Here is a 14563-nt window from a genome sequence, read left to right on the forward strand (position 1 = left end):
CCTGACTGTGCCGCGTTGTGCTCATTGGCCACAACCGAAAACTGGACGACTATTTTTTACGGCAGCTTATCGTCAGCCTGCGGTAGAGATAAATAAAAAGGCCATGATTGATCATGGCCTTGTGAACGGAAAGACTTTAACAGACGAGAGCGCGTTACTCGATATTCTGGATCTGCTCGCGCATTTGCTCGATCAGCACTTTCAGCTCAATTGCGGAGTTGGTGACCTCGGCATTGATCGATTTTGACGCCAGGGTGTTCGACTCACGGTTGAACTCCTGCATCATAAAGTCGAGACGGCGACCCACGGCCTCTTTCTTTTTCAGAATGTTGTAGGTCTCTTTCACGTGGGCTTCGAGGCGGTCCAGCTCTTCGGCAACGTCGATACGCTGCGCCATCAGCACCAGCTCTTGCTCGAGACGGTTATTCTCCAGCTGCACTTCCGCATCCTCCAGCTTGGCGACCAGACGCTCGCGCTGCCACTGGAGAATTTCCGGCATATGAGCGCGAACTTTCGCCACTTCGCCGCTCACGCCTTCAAGACGCTGCTCGATAAGCGTTTTCAGCGCCTGGCCTTCCGTTTCGCGAGCGACGATGAAGTCATCCAGCGCGCCGTCAAGGGCTGCCAGAATGTCGGCGGCGATGGCGTCAAGATCCTGCTCTTTGGCGGCCATCACGCCCGGCCAGCGCAGGATATCAACCGGATTGATTTCCCCTTCATCGCTCTGCATTTTCACCCAGTTGGCAGCGTTAACCAGCTGTTTAGCCAGTTTTTCGTTGAGAATGAGTTCGCCCTGAGCGCTGGGGTCTTGTTCAAAACGCAGGGTGCATTCGACTTTACCGCGAGTCAGGCGGGCGCGAATGCGTTCGCGTACCACGGGCTCCAGGCTACGGAACTGCTCCGGCAGGCGGAAGTACGTTTCCAGATAGCGCTGGTTTACCGAGCGCAGCTCCCATGCGGCGCTACCCCAGTCACCCTTGATTTCACGGCGGGCATAGGCGGTCATACTGCGGATCATAGTCGTTCCTGTTTTTAAAGGAGAGTGGGGAGGATTATAGCTTTCGAGGCCTTATCAGGATAGGAATAAGCGCCTTTAATCCGTATAATGCGCAGCCACATTCGTTTCAAGCCGGAGATTTCTATCATGCGTCCAGCAGGTCGTAGCGCCAACCAGGTGCGCCCCGTCACCCTGACCCGTAATTACACAAAACACGCTGAAGGCTCTGTGCTGGTTGAATTCGGTGATACCAAAGTGCTGTGCACCGCCTCCATTGACGAAGGCGTTCCGCGTTTCCTGAAAGGACAGGGACAGGGGTGGATCACCGCTGAATATGGCATGCTGCCGCGTTCAACGCACACGCGTAACGCGCGTGAAGCGGCAAAAGGCAAGCAGGGCGGCCGGACGATGGAAATTCAGCGCCTGATCGCCCGTGCGCTGCGCGCGGCGGTTGATCTGAAAGCGCTGGGCGAATTTACTATCACCCTCGACTGCGATGTGCTGCAGGCCGACGGCGGCACCCGCACCGCGTCTATTACCGGTGCCTGCGTGGCGCTGGCCGACGCGCTGAATAAGCTGGTGGCGGCCGGCAAGCTGAAAACTAACCCGATGAAAGGGATGGTGGCGGCGGTCTCTGTTGGGATCGTTAATGGCGAAGCCATCTGCGATCTGGAGTACATCGAAGACTCTGCCGCGGAAACCGACATGAACGTGGTGATGACCGAAGATGGTCGCATCATTGAGGTGCAGGGTACGGCAGAAGGCGAGCCGTTCACCCATGAAGAGCTCCTCACTCTCCTGGCGTTAGCCCGAGGGGGGATCGAATCCATTATTACGACGCAGAAGGCGGCGTTAGTAGATTAGTTTTTAAGGCGACTGAGAAGTCGCCTTTTTTTTGACCGTAAAAAAGTAAGATGAGGAGCGAATCCATGAAGCCGTATCAGCGCCAGTTTATTGAGTTTGCGCTAAGCAAGCAGGTTCTTAAGTTTGGCGAGTTTACGCTGAAATCCGGGCGTAAGAGCCCCTATTTCTTTAACGCCGGCCTGTTTAACACCGGGCGCGATCTGGCTCTGCTGGGCCGTTTTTATGCCGAGGCGCTGGTGGATTCCGGGATTGAGTTCGACCTGCTGTTTGGCCCGGCCTACAAAGGGATCCCGATCGCCACCACCACCGCGGTGGCGTTAGCCGAACACCATGACCGCGACCTGCCTTACTGCTTTAACCGTAAAGAGGCAAAGACTCACGGCGAAGGCGGCAATCTGGTCGGTAGTCCACTGCAGGGGCGGGTCATGCTGGTGGATGACGTGATCACCGCCGGTACGGCGATTCGCGAATCCATGGAGATCATCCAGGCCAACGGCGCGCAGCTGGCGGGCGTGCTGATCTCCCTGGATCGTCAGGAGCGCGGCCGCGGTGAAATCTCCGCCATTCAGGAAGTGGAGCGGGATTACGGCTGCCAGGTTATCTCGATCGTAACCCTGAAAGAGCTGATCGCTTACCTGGAAGAGAAACCGGAGATGGCGGAACACCTGGCGGCCGTTCGCGCTTATCGCGAAGCCTACGGCGTGTAACGAAAAAGCCCGGTAAGCAGAGCGCTACCGGGCAATGCAAAGAAAACTACTGCAGCTGTGCGGCGACCAGCGGCCAGCGGGCGTCGAAATCATCCGTCGGACGGTATTTGAACTCGCTGCGCACAAAGCGCGACAGCATGCCCTCGCAGAAGGCGAGCAGCTGGCTGGCCAGCAGCGTTTCGTCGAGCGTGTAGCCTTCGCCTTCGCGCATTTTTTTCTCGCGCATCACCTGACGCAGCTGCACTTCGATGCGTTCAAAAAGCTGGTTGATACGGCCCTGCAGCCGGTCCTGTTCGAACATCAGCGCGTGTCCGGTGAGGATGCGCGTCAGCCCAGGATTACGCTCGCCAAACCCAAGAATCAACAGAACAATCAGGCGCAGGCGCGCGGACGTGTCCTTCTCATCTTTCAGAATCAAATTGATGCGCGTAATCAGACTGTCTTCAATGAACTCGATCAGGCTGTCAAACATGCGGGTTTTGCTGGGAAAATGGCGATACAGCGCGGCCTCAGAGACGCCGACGGAAGCCGCCAGTTTCGCGGTGGTAATACGTTGACTACCATCGCTGGATTCCAGCATTAGCGCCAGAGATTGAAGTATTTCTTCGCGACGATTCCGTTTCGCAGTTTGCTTTTCTGCCATGTTTTAAAATACCCCTGAAAATAAGCACTTGTCAGGCAGACATCCACAACGCGACCGCAAACCAGAGTTTGCGGTGGTGTTATTGCATTATGCGCGTTGGGATGCAGATTCCGTGTTGCTGGGCCTATTTGCGCCCTGAGTGACCGAAGCCGCCTTCGCCGCGGTCGGTGGCATCGAAAGATTCCACCAGGTTAAATTCCGCCTGCACGACCGGCACAAAGACCATCTGCGCGATACGTTCGCCCGGCTCGATAACAAAGCTCTGCTGACCGCGGTTCCAGACGGACACCATCAGCTGCCCCTGGTAATCGGAGTCGATAAGGCCCACCAGGTTGCCCAGCACCACGCCATGCTTATGACCCAGGCCGGAGCGCGGCAGGATCACCGCCGCCAGAGAGGGATCGGCGATATGAATCGCAAGGCCGGTCGGCAACAGCGTGGTTGCGCCCGGCGCAAGCTCTACGGCGTCGTCGAGACAGGCTCGCAGGTCAAGTCCGGCGGAGCCGGAGGTGGCATAGGTCGGCAGCGGAAATTGCTGGCCGACACGCGGGTCCAGAATCTTAACGTCGATTTTTTTCATCATAACGGGTCACGATCTCGTCGAGTAATAATTGGCCCAGGAGTTCCTTGCGCTCAAGTGGTAAGCGCTTTTCCCCATCCTGCCAGAAAAGGTGTAATGCGTTACTATCGCTGTTAAAGCCCTGATTAGGCTGGGAAACATCGTTGGCGCAAATCAGGTCGAGGTTTTTGCGGGCACGTTTTTGCCGCGCATATTCTTCCACATTATTCGTTTCGGCGGCAAACCCAACGACGTAGGGGCGATGCGATTTTAGCGCTGCAACCCCGGCCACGATATCCGGGTTTTTAACCATTTTTATTGTTAATTCATCACCTTGTTTTTTTATTTTATCTTCGGCGATGGCGGCGGCGCGGTAATCCGCCACCGCGGCGCAGCCAATAAAAATGTGCTGCTGTTGAGCGCCGGCCTGGACGGCCGCTTCCATTTCCAGCGCGGTAGTGACATCAATACGCTGCACAAAGGGCGGTGTCGGAAGTGATACCGGTCCGCTGACCAGGGTCACGTTCGCGCCGCGCTGTGCGGCGGCGGCGGCAATCGCGAAGCCCATCTTACCGGAGCTGTGGTTAGAGATGTAACGCACCGGATCCAACGGTTCACGGGTCGGGCCCGCGGTAATCATGAGGTTGAGATGTTGCAAATCTTTGACAGGGGAGGCGAAATGCTGTGCGGCCATCTCCACGATGGTTAACGGATCGAGCATTCGCCCCGGGCCGATGTCGCCGCAGGCCTGGCTACCGCTGTCCGGTCCCCACAGCAGCAGGCCGCGGGAAGCGAGCGTCTGCAGATTATGCTGGGTGGCCTGCGCGCGATACATCTGCTGGTTCATGGCGGGCAAGACGGCAACCGGAGAAGGGGTGGCAAGACAGATCGTCGACACCAAATCGTTAGCCATGCCGGCCGCCACGCGGGCAATCAAATCGGCGGTCGCCGGGGCGAGGATCACCAGGTCGGCCCATTTTCCGAGCTCAATATGGCCCATGGCCGCTTCCGCCGCCGGATCGAGCAGGCTGTCGGAAACCGGATAGCCGGATACCGCCTGCAGGCTGAGTGGGGTGATGAACGCTTTTGCCGCCTCCGTCATTGCGACACGCACTTCCGCGCCGCGTTCACGTAGTCGCCGTACCAGTTCCGGGGTTTTATACGCCGCGATACCGCCGCTGACGCCCAGGACGATTTTTTTACCCGCCAGAGTCATCATGATGTATTCCTGTTGCCGTAGACCAGAATCCGCGCATCTTATCACAATCCTGCCGCCGTCGTGCCTCTGACGGGCATTCACTTTGCGAGCGGCTACGCAGGGTGAAAAGCGGCGGGTCGGCAGCGTCGTCAGGTTGTGCCAGGATAGGCTGATTCACGCAGGAGGGCGCATGGACGGAACGGAAAATCTGATGCCACGGGAGAAGATGCTGCAATTCGGCATCGAGGCGCTGACGGATGTTGAGCTACTGGCGCTGTTTCTGCGCATTGGCACACGCCGTCAGGATGTGCTGAGCTACGCCCAGGCGTTATTGCAGCGTTTTGGTTCGCTCTACGCTCTGCTTTCCGCTGATAAAGCGCAACTGGTTGCCGTTGACGGGCTGGGGCTGGCGAAATATGCGCAACTGAAGGGGATTGCCGAGCTGGCGCGGCGCTATTTTAGCTCGCAGCTGGTTGAGGAGGCCGCGCTGGTCACCCCCTCGATGACGCGGGAATTTTTGCAAAGCCAGCTGACGGAAGAGGAGCGCGAGATCTTTATGGTGATCTTTTTAGATAATCAGAACCGCGTGTTGAAACATAGCCGCCTTTTTTCTGGTACTCTTAGCCACGTTGAGGTGCATCCGCGAGAAATTGTACGCGAAGCCATCAAAGTGAACGCCGCCGCCGTGATCCTTGCGCATAATCATCCCTCCGGTAGTCCGGAGCCGAGTCAGGCTGACAGGCTGATTACCGAAAGGGTGGTAAAGTGTTGTCGATTCATGGAGATACGTGTGCTTGACCATCTGGTTATCGGCCGCGGTGCGTATGTATCTTTTGCCGAACGTGGCTGGATTTAGCCCCGAACTGGCGATCCTTCGGGATCTTTGTCTGTTCGGGACTTGAGCACATCGCCGAGTCAGCGTATACTACGCCACCTTTGAGAATCTCGGGTTTGGCATTTGGGCCTGGCAGTCGAGAGTTCACATTGAACTGCGATGACCAGGCTGTAAAGCCTGACGAGGCGCCAATACCCCATACGAAGCTCGAGCTAATTTGATTTTTGGAGAATAGACATGTCCCGAGTCTGCCAAGTTACTGGCAAGCGTCCGGTGACCGGTAACAACCGTTCCCACGCACTGAACGCGACTAAACGCCGTTTCCTGCCGAACCTGCACTCTCACCGTTTCTGGGTTGAGAGCGAGAAGCGTTTTGTCACCCTGCGCGTATCTGCTAAAGGTATGCGTGTAATCGATAAGAAAGGCATCGATACAGTTCTGGCTGAACTGCGTGCCCGTGGCGAAAAGTACTAAGTACTTAGAGGAAATAAATCATGGCTAAAGGTATTCGTGAGAAAATCAAGCTGGTTTCTTCCGCTGGTACTGGTCACTTCTACACCACCACGAAGAACAAACGTACCAAACCGGAAAAAATGGAACTGAAAAAGTACGATCCGGTTGTACGTCAGCACGTTATCTACAAAGAAGCTAAAATCAAATAATTTTAGCCTCCTTGTATAAAAACCCCGCTCCGGCGGGGTTTTTTGTTTTTAAAACTCCCCCATATTGCTTTCACACACTCCCTTTTCAGCCACCTGTCCGTGAAGCACAATACGCCGGGTTAATGGAGGAAAATCATGCCTGAATTACCAGAGGTTGAAACCAGCCGTCGCGGCATTGAGCCGCACCTGGTTGGCGCCACCATTCTGCACGCCGTCGTGCGCAACGGACGGTTGCGCTGGCCGGTTTCCGAAGAGATTTATCGCCTGAGCGACGTTCCGGTGCTCAGCGTGCGACGTCGCGCCAAATATTTGCTTCTGGAACTCCCGGACGGCTGGATCATCGTCCATCTTGGGATGTCGGGGAGCCTGCGCATCCTGAGCGAAGAGCTGCCTGCGGAAAAACACGATCACGTTGATCTGGTTATGAGTAACGGTAAAGTCCTGCGCTATACCGATCCGCGCCGCTTTGGCGCCTGGCTATGGACCAAAGAGCTGGAAGGCCACCCGGTGCTGGCGCATCTGGGGCCGGAACCGCTAAGCGATGCCTTCAACGCCGACTATCTCCAGCAGAAATGCGCGAAGAAGAAAACCGCGATCAAACCCTGGCTGATGGATAACAAGCTGGTGGTGGGCGTCGGCAATATCTACGCCAGTGAATCGCTGTTCTCCGCCGGGATCCACCCTGACAGGCTGGCGTCCTCGCTGTCGCGGGACGAGTGCGAGCAGTTGGTGAAGGTGATTAAGCTGGTCCTGCTGCGCTCGATAGAGCAGGGCGGCACCACGCTGAAGGACTTCCTGCAAAGCGATGGCAAGCCCGGTTATTTTGCCCAGGAGCTACAGGTCTATGGCCGCAAGGGCGAACCCTGCCGGATCTGCGGCGCGCCGGTCGTCGGGACCAAGCATGCCCAGCGGGCGACCTTTTATTGCCGCCAGTGTCAGAAATAGTCACCGGAACAGGAATGATTGTCGGCCAGGTCAGCGAAACTGCGGGTGCGCATCTGGCGGACCCGGGGCGTTTGTAGGCCAGGTAAGCGCAGCGCCACCTGGCATCAAGACAGAGACAGAGCCGGTGTGGATGGCCCAGCAGCGCAGCGCCAGCCCGCGTGGCTCACGCCCCAGCAGATGCGTTACTTCAGCTTATTCAACAGCGCCTGGTGGACGTTGGCTGGCAGGAAATGAGAGACATCGCCCTGGTGGCGCGCGACTTCCTTCACCAGCGAAGAGGAGATAAACGACCACTCTTTGCATGGCATCAGGAACACGCTCTCAAGGGTGGGCATCAGATGGCGGTTCATATGGGCCAGCTGCATCTCATACTCGAAATCCGCCACCGCCCGCAAGCCGCGGATCAGGATATTGGCCTGCTGCGCGCGCGCGAAGCTGGCCATCAGGTCGCTAAAGCCGACCACCTGCACGTTCACCAGGTGGGCCGTCGCCTGCTCCGCCAGCGCAATGCGTTCATCAAGGCTGAACATCGGCTTTTTGCTTGGGCTGGCGGCGATAGCCAGCACCACTTTATCGAACATACTCGCCGCGCGGGTGACAATATCGATATGGCCATTGGTGATGGGATCGAAGGTACCCGGATAGATCGCTTTTGTGCTCATGATGACTCTTTCTCCGAGTAGCCGTGGCTCAGCGCCCACAGCTCGGTATATTTTGTAAACGTATACTGCGCGTTGACCATCGCCAGTAACCAGCCCTGCTTGCCGTCCAGCACCCCACCGCGCAGCAGCAGCGTTTTCAGGAACGCCCCCAGCGTATGGCTGAATATCCCCGCCATCGAGGTCTTCTTGCCCTTCTGATGGCGTTCCAGCGCCCACGCGGCGGCATACGCCAGCTGTTTTTGCTGGAAGCCAGCGAAGTCGCGGCACGTCAGATGCAGGAGATCGCCGGTCAACGGAATGACCTCGGCGCCCAGGCTATCCAGCGATTCATGGACCAGATTATCGTTATAGCGGTAACGGGCGCGTTCGTACAGGCGCAGGACGCGATCGGGGTACCAACCGCTGTGGCGCATAAAGCGTCCGAGAAAATAGTTACGGCGGGCGATGCTGTAGATGGCGCCGCGCTGCGGGGCTTCCAGTACCTTAAGAATAGCCTGCCTGAGTTCTGGCGTGACGCGCTCATCGGTATCGATCATCAACACCCAGTCGCCGGTGGCGTAGTCCTGCGCGCGCTGGCGCTGAATGCCATAGCCTCGCCAGTCGGTATGGGTATAGACCTGCGCCCCGAGGCGGCGAGCCAGCTCGACGGTGCTGTCAGTACTGCCGGAGTCGAGGACGATAATTTCATCCGCCCAGCTAACGGAGTCCAGACAATCCGGCAGCAGGTCCGCTGCGTTTTTGGCGATCATCACCACGGAAAGCCGGTTAGACATTAATGACTCCGCTGCGGCAGGTAAGGTTGCAGTAACTGTAGCAGACGCGACAGCGCGCCCTGGTTCTGGTGCAGCACTTCCACCGCGTGACGGCCATACCACAGGCGGTAGTCTTCATCGGTCAGGAGCGTGGAAACCTCTTTGACCAGCGAGTTCGCGTCGGTGACGGTGATCAGGCCATCGTCCTGCTGCAGCTTGGCGCAGATATCTTTGAAATTGAAGGTATGCGGCCCCATCAGCACCGGAATGGCGTGCGCCGCCGGCTCGAGCGGGTTATGGCCGCCGCGCTCCACCAGGCTGCCGCCGACAAAAGCGAGGTCGGCAATGCCGTAGAGCAGCATCAGTTCGCCCATGGTATCGCCAATGACCACCTGGGTACTGGAGGAGGGGATCTCGCCGGTGCTGCGCAGAGTGAAGCTCATTCCGGCTTTTTGCACCATGTCGCGGGCGTCAGGGAAGCGCTCCGGATGGCGGGGAACAAGGATCAGCAGCAGGTTCGGAAAGGTCTCCAGCAGCTTTTTATGCGCCTGGAGGATAATTTGCTCTTCGCCATCGTGGGTGCTGGTGGCAATCCAGACTTTGCGGTGCGGCGCCCATTGCCGACGCAGCGTCACCGCGCGCGCCGCCAGCTCTGGCGTAACGGAGATATCGAATTTCAGGCTGCCGGTGACCGCCAGCTGATTGCGCTTCAGTCCCAGCGCGAGGAAGCGGTTGCCATCTTCTTCATTCTGCGCGGCGATAAGCGTAATACGGCTCAACAGGCGGCGCATAAAGCCGCCCAGTTTGGCATAGCCTTTGGCGGAACGTTCGGACAGGCGGGCGTTGGCAATCACCAGCGGGATCTTACGCTTATGCAGCGCGGCCACCATGTTCGGCCACAGCTCGGTCTCCATGACGATCACCAGCTTCGGCTGAACGGTGTCCAGGAAGCGGTTCATGGCGCCGGGCAGATCGTAGGGCAGATAGACGTGATGGACATCTTTGCCGAAGGCCGACATGGCGCGCTCGGAGCCGGTCGGCGTCATGGTGGTGACGGTGATCGGCAGAGAAGGGTAGCGGTGGCGCAGGGCGCGAACCAGCGGAATGGCGGCTAAGGTCTCGCCGACGGAAACGGAGTGCAGCAGAATGCCATCCGGCTCTACCTTGTTCTGACAGAAGCCATAGCGTTCCGCCCAGCGTTTACGGTAGGCAGGAGCCTTACGACTGCGCAGCAGCAGCCGCAGCCACACCAGCGGCTGAATAAGGTAAAGTAGGGTGGTATAAAGCAATTCCAAACTATTTATCCGTTCTCTGTTTTGGCGGGCAAATTCTAAGCATTTAGCCCGCGTAAAGCTATCTCTTTGGCGGAAACAGCGGGTTTTTGGTCTATCCCGCGTGGCGATAACGCTTAATACGCAGATAACGGCGTCCCAGGCGCCAGCGTAAACGGAAAGTACAGGCGTTTTTCCAGATTAACCGCCAGATACCGCGGTCGAAGAATTCTTTAATAATAACATGCTTTTTCGACTCATCTTTCATGCTGTCGAAGGTGTGGATGATCCCCAGGCCTTCTTTGGCGATCTGCCAGCGACAGGCGGCGATATGGCGCACTTTATCCGGGTAACGCTGGTTGATCGCCTCCAGCATCTCCAGAATTTTCATGTAATGGCGCGCCGAACGCATCAGCGTGTCGTCGTTGTCCGGCTTATGCGATACCGACTCAGAATGGATGTAGTAATCATAGAATTGCTGACTGGTGTACTGCACGCGCTCCGCGGCCAGCAGCGCCTCGGTGGTCCACGGGATATCCTGATGGCGCAGGCCGGGCTCGAAATGGAAGTGATGCTGGCGGATAAAATCGTGGCGATAGATATTGAGCCAGGTGACGTGCAGAAATTTCCGCGAGTCCAGGGCCTGCTTGAGCCAGACATGGCCCGGCAACACGCCGGTCGAGGGCAAGCGATCCAGCGGGAAGATCGGGTGGCTCTCGCGGCGCTTTTCGTACACGTAGGTGCCGTTGCAGGTGGCGACATCGAGATGTGCTTTCTCGGCCATTTCCAGCAGCGTGCGATACATGCCCGGATAGAGTTTATCGTCGATGTCCGGAAACGCGAGGTACTTGCCGCTGGCGGCGGCGAGGCCGGTATTACGCGCGACCGAGACGCCCTGGTTTTCCTGCTCCAGCACCTGGACGTTCTGCAGCCGATCCCGCCATTCGGCGATCACCGCCAGGCTGTTGTCCGTCGACCCATCGTTCACCAGGATCAGTTCATAGCTGTCCAGCTGCTGCTGTTCAATGCACTCAAAGAATTGCGCAAGAAATTTCTCACCGTTGTAGACGGCAGCCACGATGCTCAGTAAAGGCGTTTGACTCATAAATCTTCGATCCTGGTTAACTAACGGCGTCAGGTGCGCTGCAGCTGACGGTACTGCTGACAAATGGACACGACGCTGAATTTTTCCAGCGCGGCATCGTCGATGGCCGGCGGGTTATGGTAAATGCTTTGCATCGTCTGAGCCAGCGCCGGACTGGTGAGATCCGCCAGACCGCGGGCAAGTTCGCCGGTCAGGATCTCGGTGACGCCGCCGGGACAGCGGGTGCTGGCGACCGGGGTATGTAACAGCAGCGCCTCCACTACCACATTGCCGAATCCTTCGCTATCCGAGCTCAAAACCAGCATCCGCGCGCCTTTGATCCACGGTAAGGGGTTTTTCTGAAAACCCTTGAACCACACCCGGTCTTCAATCTCAAGCGTTTTGGCCAGCTGGCGCAGGCGTTGCTCTTGCTCCGGTTTCCCCTGTCCTAACAGCACCAGCGGCGCGTCAATGCCGCTTTGCGCGTAGGCTTCGAGCAGGCGGTCGTGACGTTTACCGGGATGGAAGCGGCCGACGTGAATCAGGTAGTCGCCGTCCGGGCGCTCGCTGTCGGCTTCCGCTTCTGCGCGCAGGGCGGCGATATCGAAGGGGTTATAGATGGTTTTCAGCTGCGCCGGGTGCAGGGCGAAGGCTTCCACCAGATCGCGCCCCACGGCATCGGAAACCGCCACCACGTTGCGCCCTTGGTAAATCTGCTTAATTTTCTGCTGCTTCATCCAGCGGTCAAAGCCGGTACGGTGACCGAGATAAGAGGCCGAGAAGACGCCGTGCAGGCAGAACCAGACGTTGCGCTCGCGCAGCGCCCGGCTGCGGGCGACGATGCGGTCGGTTTTATGCAGGTTGGAGAGTACAAGGTCAAATTGTCCCTGCTGCTCGGCCCGGATGACCGCGGCGTCCAGCTGGCGGGCGCGGCGGGACAGCTCGGTCAGCTTGCGCCAGGGTTTGCGGCAGCGATCGGCCACCACCTGGTAGTCGAGCCCCTCGGGCAAGGGGTACTCGCAGACGTCGCGTAGCGAAATGAGTGATACCCGATCGCCGTCGCGCAGGAACTGTGCTGCCAGGGTCAGGACCACTTTTTCCGCGCCGCCGCCGGGCAATCCGTCAATCACAAATAAGATGCGCATCGTTATTTCACCAGATCCTGATAAAGGGAAAGCAGCTGGGTGGAGAGGCGCTCGCTGGTGCAGGCCATGATGCGCTCGCGGGCGCGGTCGCCTTCCGCGGAGCCCAGCGCGCGGGCGGGCAGGGCCATCACCGCCTGCTGCAGCGCCGGGATATCCAGGGCGTCGCAGACATAACCGTTGTGGCCGTTGACGATAAACTCCGCCCCGCCGCAGCCGGTGGTGGTGATCACCGGCAGACCGCAGGCCATTGCCTCGAGGATGACGTTGGGGAACGGATCGTAGAGGGTGGGCAGCAGCAGGCCATCGGCCATCTGATAGAACGGCAGCGTCTCCGACTGCATGCCGAAGAAGCGCACTCGCGCTTCGCAGCCGAGACTCTTCGCCAGCGCCTGGTAGCGCGGCTGATCCTTATCTTTGCCAACCACCAGCAGATAGCGATCGGTCGGGGCGATGGCGCGGATCGCCGCCGCCAGCCCTTTACGCTCAAAGCCGGAGCCGACGTAAATCAGGCAGGTTGCCTGCAGCGGCAACTGCCATTTGGCGCGTAAGGCGGCAAAGGTGTCTTCGCCCGGCGGCAGGAAACGCTGGTTATCAATGGCGTTATAGATAACGTGGATCTTGTCCGCCGGCAGGCCAAAGTCTTCAATGATCTCGCGCTTGATCATCTCGGCGTTGCAGATCACCCCGCGCAGATGCGGGTCTTCGTACATCTCCCGTTCCGCTTTCATCACATAACGGTGGTAGCGGTCGGCGAACAGCAGGCGGCTTTTCCAGGCCGGTAAGATGCGCGAGCGCTGTTGCAGCCAGCGGCGATGAACACCATCGCCGGCGCGGTAGAGATCGCAGCCGGGAATACGCTCATGGCTCTGCACCAGGTCGAAGGACTCGCGCTGCCAGAGCGCTCGCGCGGCGTTGGCAAACCCACGCTCGCGGCTGATGCGCCCCCATTTGCGTGGGTTACAGATATGGATCTGCCAGTCGGGCTTGACCGGCCCCTGCCATTCGCGGGTGATGACGTTCAGCTGCAGATGACTGCTGTCGAGGGCTTCCAGCGCGCGGGAGACAAACCGTTCTGCGCCGCCGTCCGGGCGGTACTTCTGCCGCACCAGAGCCAGCCTGAATTTACTCATGCCAGTACCTTTTTCGCCGCCGCGATCACGGCGTCGGTAGGAATTAAATCGAGATAACGTTCGTCGGTGTTGGTGTTGATGGCGTCCGGGTCGGGCAGCGGTCCGAAGTCGCCGGCCCAGATCACCTCGCCTTTCGCCTGCCACGGACGCCAGAAGGTCAGCTTCGAGGGGCCGAACAGGGCGACCAGCGGGGTGCCGAGAGCCGCTGCCATATGCATCGGCACCGAGTCGACGCCGATAAACAGCCGGGCGTGATCGATCACCGCCGCCAGCTGGCGCAGCGTTAACTGACCGGCTAAAGAGTGCAGCCGCGCCTGCGGACAGCCGGCGATGATAGTCTCCACCATCTGCTTCTCTCTGTCGTCGGGGCCGGAGGTGAGCACCACCGCGTACCCTTCGGCGGACAGCGCGTTGATCAGGGCGCTCATCCGATCTTCGCGCCAGCATTTAAAGAACCAACGCGACGTTGGCTGGATGACGATGTAGTTATCCCGGAAGTCCTCCGGCAGCAGGGCGCGGCTGGTGGCCCAGTCTGCTTCGCTGTAGCCCATCCGCGCCGGCGCGTCGTTCAACTGGATACCGAGCGGAGCGAGGATAGAGAGATTCTGCTGTACCGTATGCAGCTGATTATGCTGTTGGGTGGCGGCCAGCGCGGTGTGGCAATAGCGCCAGAACGGGTGGCGACGCTTCGGAAAATCAAAGCCGATCCGCGTCGCGGCGCCGGTCAGTTTGCTGATAATCGCGCTCGGCCACTGGTCGGCAAGGTTAAGCACCATATCGTATCGCTGCTGGCGCAGCGTCTGAATGAGCTGCCATTGCATCTTCAACTGATGCTTTTTCCCCTGCTTTTTCCAGCGGCGGTCGAGACCATAAATTTGGTGAATATCGGGGTTGGCGGCGAGCATATCCCGGGTCTCTTCATACAGCAGGACATCCACGCAGGCGGCGGGGTACTGCTGTTTCAGCGCGTGAATAAGCGGGGTGATCAGCAGCATGTCGCCATGATGGCGCAGCTTAATGACCAGGATCCGCGCCGGGTTCAAGGGGCTGCGGGAGAGGGTTTCAGGCGTCATACTCTGTTCTTCATCCAGGATAAGGGTTCCGATTCT

Annotated in this window: 17 protein-coding genes; 6 read left to right on the forward strand and 11 right to left on the reverse strand. The window is 58.5% G+C overall.

Going from position 1 to position 14563, the window contains the following annotated elements; all coding sequences use genetic code 11:
* Positions 1-154 precede the first annotated feature (154 nt).
* The gene (locus tag ACLEXF_RS21835) at positions 155-1018 is read right to left on the reverse strand and encodes a YicC/YloC family endoribonuclease (protein WP_004205076.1); all 864 of its coding nucleotides are present in this window, start codon (positions 1016-1018) and stop codon (positions 155-157) included.
* A 126-nt stretch (positions 1019-1144) separates the two neighbouring features.
* On the opposite strand from ACLEXF_RS21835, the gene rph reads away from it, so the two are divergent.
* Complete coding sequence (gene rph, locus ACLEXF_RS21840) at positions 1145-1861, forward strand: ribonuclease PH (RefSeq protein ID WP_004205074.1); 717 nt, start codon at positions 1145-1147, stop codon at positions 1859-1861.
* Positions 1862-1926: 65 nt separating this feature from the next.
* Positions 1927-2568 carry an orotate phosphoribosyltransferase gene (pyrE, locus tag ACLEXF_RS21845; RefSeq protein WP_004205073.1) on the forward strand — a complete coding sequence of 214 codons (642 nt, stop codon included), beginning with the start codon at positions 1927-1929 and terminating at the stop codon, positions 2566-2568.
* A 46-nt stretch (positions 2569-2614) separates the two neighbouring features.
* On the opposite strand, the gene slmA is transcribed toward pyrE, so the two are convergent.
* From slmA to coaBC, 3 genes are all read right to left on the reverse strand, one after another.
* The gene (slmA, locus tag ACLEXF_RS21850; protein ID WP_004205072.1) at positions 2615-3211 is read right to left on the reverse strand and encodes a nucleoid occlusion factor SlmA; all 597 of its coding nucleotides are present in this window, start codon (positions 3209-3211) and stop codon (positions 2615-2617) included.
* A gap of 124 nt (positions 3212-3335) precedes the next feature.
* Entirely contained in the window at positions 3336-3794 is a 459-nt protein-coding gene (gene dut, locus ACLEXF_RS21855) for a dUTP diphosphatase (protein WP_017900056.1), read from the reverse strand.
* Positions 3772-4986, reverse strand: coding sequence for a bifunctional phosphopantothenoylcysteine decarboxylase/phosphopantothenate--cysteine ligase CoaBC (gene coaBC, locus ACLEXF_RS21860; RefSeq protein ID WP_032431274.1), 1215 nt, complete (start codon positions 4984-4986; stop codon positions 3772-3774). The genes dut and coaBC overlap by 23 nt, the downstream gene beginning before the upstream one ends.
* Positions 4987-5158: 172 nt before the next feature.
* Between coaBC and radC the strand changes: the two genes are divergently transcribed.
* From radC to mutM, 4 genes are all read left to right on the forward strand, one after another.
* The gene (gene radC / locus ACLEXF_RS21865; protein WP_017900054.1) at positions 5159-5824 is read left to right on the forward strand and encodes a RadC family protein; all 666 of its coding nucleotides are present in this window, start codon (positions 5159-5161) and stop codon (positions 5822-5824) included.
* A gap of 216 nt (positions 5825-6040) precedes the next feature.
* Entirely contained in the window at positions 6041-6277 is a 237-nt protein-coding gene (gene rpmB, locus ACLEXF_RS21870) for a 50S ribosomal protein L28 (protein WP_000091955.1), read from the forward strand.
* A 20-nt stretch (positions 6278-6297) separates the two neighbouring features.
* Positions 6298-6465, forward strand: coding sequence for a 50S ribosomal protein L33 (rpmG, locus tag ACLEXF_RS21875; RefSeq protein ID WP_002922510.1), 168 nt, complete (start codon positions 6298-6300; stop codon positions 6463-6465).
* 135 nt (positions 6466-6600) lie between these two features.
* Positions 6601-7410: a bifunctional DNA-formamidopyrimidine glycosylase/DNA-(apurinic or apyrimidinic site) lyase gene (gene mutM, locus ACLEXF_RS21880; protein ID WP_064178615.1), complete on the forward strand. Its 810-nt coding sequence runs from the start codon at positions 6601-6603 to the stop codon at positions 7408-7410.
* Positions 7411-7592: 182 nt separating this feature from the next.
* On the opposite strand, the gene coaD is transcribed toward mutM, so the two are convergent.
* From coaD to rfaQ, 7 genes are all read right to left on the reverse strand, one after another.
* Complete coding sequence (gene coaD, locus ACLEXF_RS21885; protein WP_004205067.1) at positions 7593-8072, reverse strand: pantetheine-phosphate adenylyltransferase; 480 nt, start codon at positions 8070-8072, stop codon at positions 7593-7595.
* Complete coding sequence (locus ACLEXF_RS21890; RefSeq protein ID WP_023319330.1) at positions 8069-8845, reverse strand: glycosyltransferase family 2 protein; 777 nt, start codon at positions 8843-8845, stop codon at positions 8069-8071. The genes coaD and ACLEXF_RS21890 overlap by 4 nt, the downstream gene beginning before the upstream one ends.
* Positions 8845-10119, reverse strand: coding sequence for a lipid IV(A) 3-deoxy-D-manno-octulosonic acid transferase (waaA, locus tag ACLEXF_RS21895; protein WP_004205065.1), 1275 nt, complete (start codon positions 10117-10119; stop codon positions 8845-8847). Before waaA ends, ACLEXF_RS21890 begins: the two co-directional genes overlap by 1 nt.
* 91 nt (positions 10120-10210) lie before the next feature.
* Positions 10211-11200 (reverse strand): glycosyltransferase, encoded by a 990-nt coding sequence (locus tag ACLEXF_RS21900; RefSeq protein ID WP_004205064.1) that lies wholly within the window; start codon positions 11198-11200, stop codon positions 10211-10213.
* Between the two features lie 29 nt (positions 11201-11229).
* The gene (locus tag ACLEXF_RS21905; RefSeq protein WP_048326050.1) at positions 11230-12324 is read right to left on the reverse strand and encodes a glycosyltransferase; all 1095 of its coding nucleotides are present in this window, start codon (positions 12322-12324) and stop codon (positions 11230-11232) included.
* Between the two features lie 2 nt (positions 12325-12326).
* A complete protein-coding gene (locus ACLEXF_RS21910) occupies positions 12327-13454 on the reverse strand; it encodes a glycosyltransferase family 4 protein (RefSeq protein WP_043522726.1) in 1128 nt (375 codons plus the stop codon).
* On the reverse strand, positions 13451-14527 hold the full coding sequence (rfaQ, locus tag ACLEXF_RS21915) for a putative lipopolysaccharide heptosyltransferase III (RefSeq protein ID WP_017900048.1): 1077 nt from the start codon (positions 14525-14527) through the stop codon (positions 13451-13453). The genes ACLEXF_RS21910 and rfaQ overlap by 4 nt, the downstream gene beginning before the upstream one ends.
* Positions 14528-14563: the final 36 nt, after the last annotated feature.

Source organism: Klebsiella pneumoniae complex sp. WS1778 (genome assembly GCF_049472055.1).
Taxonomy (GTDB): Bacteria; Pseudomonadota; Gammaproteobacteria; order Enterobacterales; family Enterobacteriaceae; genus Klebsiella; species Klebsiella quasipneumoniae.

Excerpts from the sequence above, each read along its gene's own strand:
- ACLEXF_RS21910 (WP_043522726.1), bottom strand. The coding sequence starts at position 13,454 with ATGAGTAAATTCAGGCTGGCTCTGGTGCGGCAGAAGTACCGCCCGGAC.
- slmA (WP_004205072.1), bottom strand. The coding sequence starts at position 3,211 with ATGGCAGAAAAGCAAACTGCGAAACGGAATCGTCGCGAAGAAATACTT.
- coaD (WP_004205067.1), bottom strand. The coding sequence starts at position 8,072 with ATGAGCACAAAAGCGATCTATCCGGGTACCTTCGATCCCATCACCAAT.
- dut (WP_017900056.1), bottom strand. The coding sequence starts at position 3,794 with ATGATGAAAAAAATCGACGTTAAGATTCTGGACCCGCGTGTCGGCCAG.
- pyrE (WP_004205073.1), top strand. The coding sequence starts at position 1,927 with ATGAAGCCGTATCAGCGCCAGTTTATTGAGTTTGCGCTAAGCAAGCAG.
- mutM (WP_064178615.1), top strand. The coding sequence starts at position 6,601 with ATGCCTGAATTACCAGAGGTTGAAACCAGCCGTCGCGGCATTGAGCCG.
- ACLEXF_RS21835 (WP_004205076.1), bottom strand. The coding sequence starts at position 1,018 with ATGATCCGCAGTATGACCGCCTATGCCCGCCGTGAAATCAAGGGTGAC.
- rph (WP_004205074.1), top strand. The coding sequence starts at position 1,145 with ATGCGTCCAGCAGGTCGTAGCGCCAACCAGGTGCGCCCCGTCACCCTG.
- ACLEXF_RS21905 (WP_048326050.1), bottom strand. The coding sequence starts at position 12,324 with ATGCGCATCTTATTTGTGATTGACGGATTGCCCGGCGGCGGCGCGGAA.
- radC (WP_017900054.1), top strand. The coding sequence starts at position 5,159 with ATGGACGGAACGGAAAATCTGATGCCACGGGAGAAGATGCTGCAATTC.
- rpmG (WP_002922510.1), top strand. The coding sequence starts at position 6,298 with ATGGCTAAAGGTATTCGTGAGAAAATCAAGCTGGTTTCTTCCGCTGGT.
- rfaQ (WP_017900048.1), bottom strand. The coding sequence starts at position 14,527 with ATGACGCCTGAAACCCTCTCCCGCAGCCCCTTGAACCCGGCGCGGATC.
- ACLEXF_RS21890 (WP_023319330.1), bottom strand. The coding sequence starts at position 8,845 with ATGTCTAACCGGCTTTCCGTGGTGATGATCGCCAAAAACGCAGCGGAC.
- coaBC (WP_032431274.1), bottom strand. The coding sequence starts at position 4,986 with ATGACTCTGGCGGGTAAAAAAATCGTCCTGGGCGTCAGCGGCGGTATC.
- ACLEXF_RS21900 (WP_004205064.1), bottom strand. The coding sequence starts at position 11,200 with ATGAGTCAAACGCCTTTACTGAGCATCGTGGCTGCCGTCTACAACGGT.
- rpmB (WP_000091955.1), top strand. The coding sequence starts at position 6,041 with ATGTCCCGAGTCTGCCAAGTTACTGGCAAGCGTCCGGTGACCGGTAAC.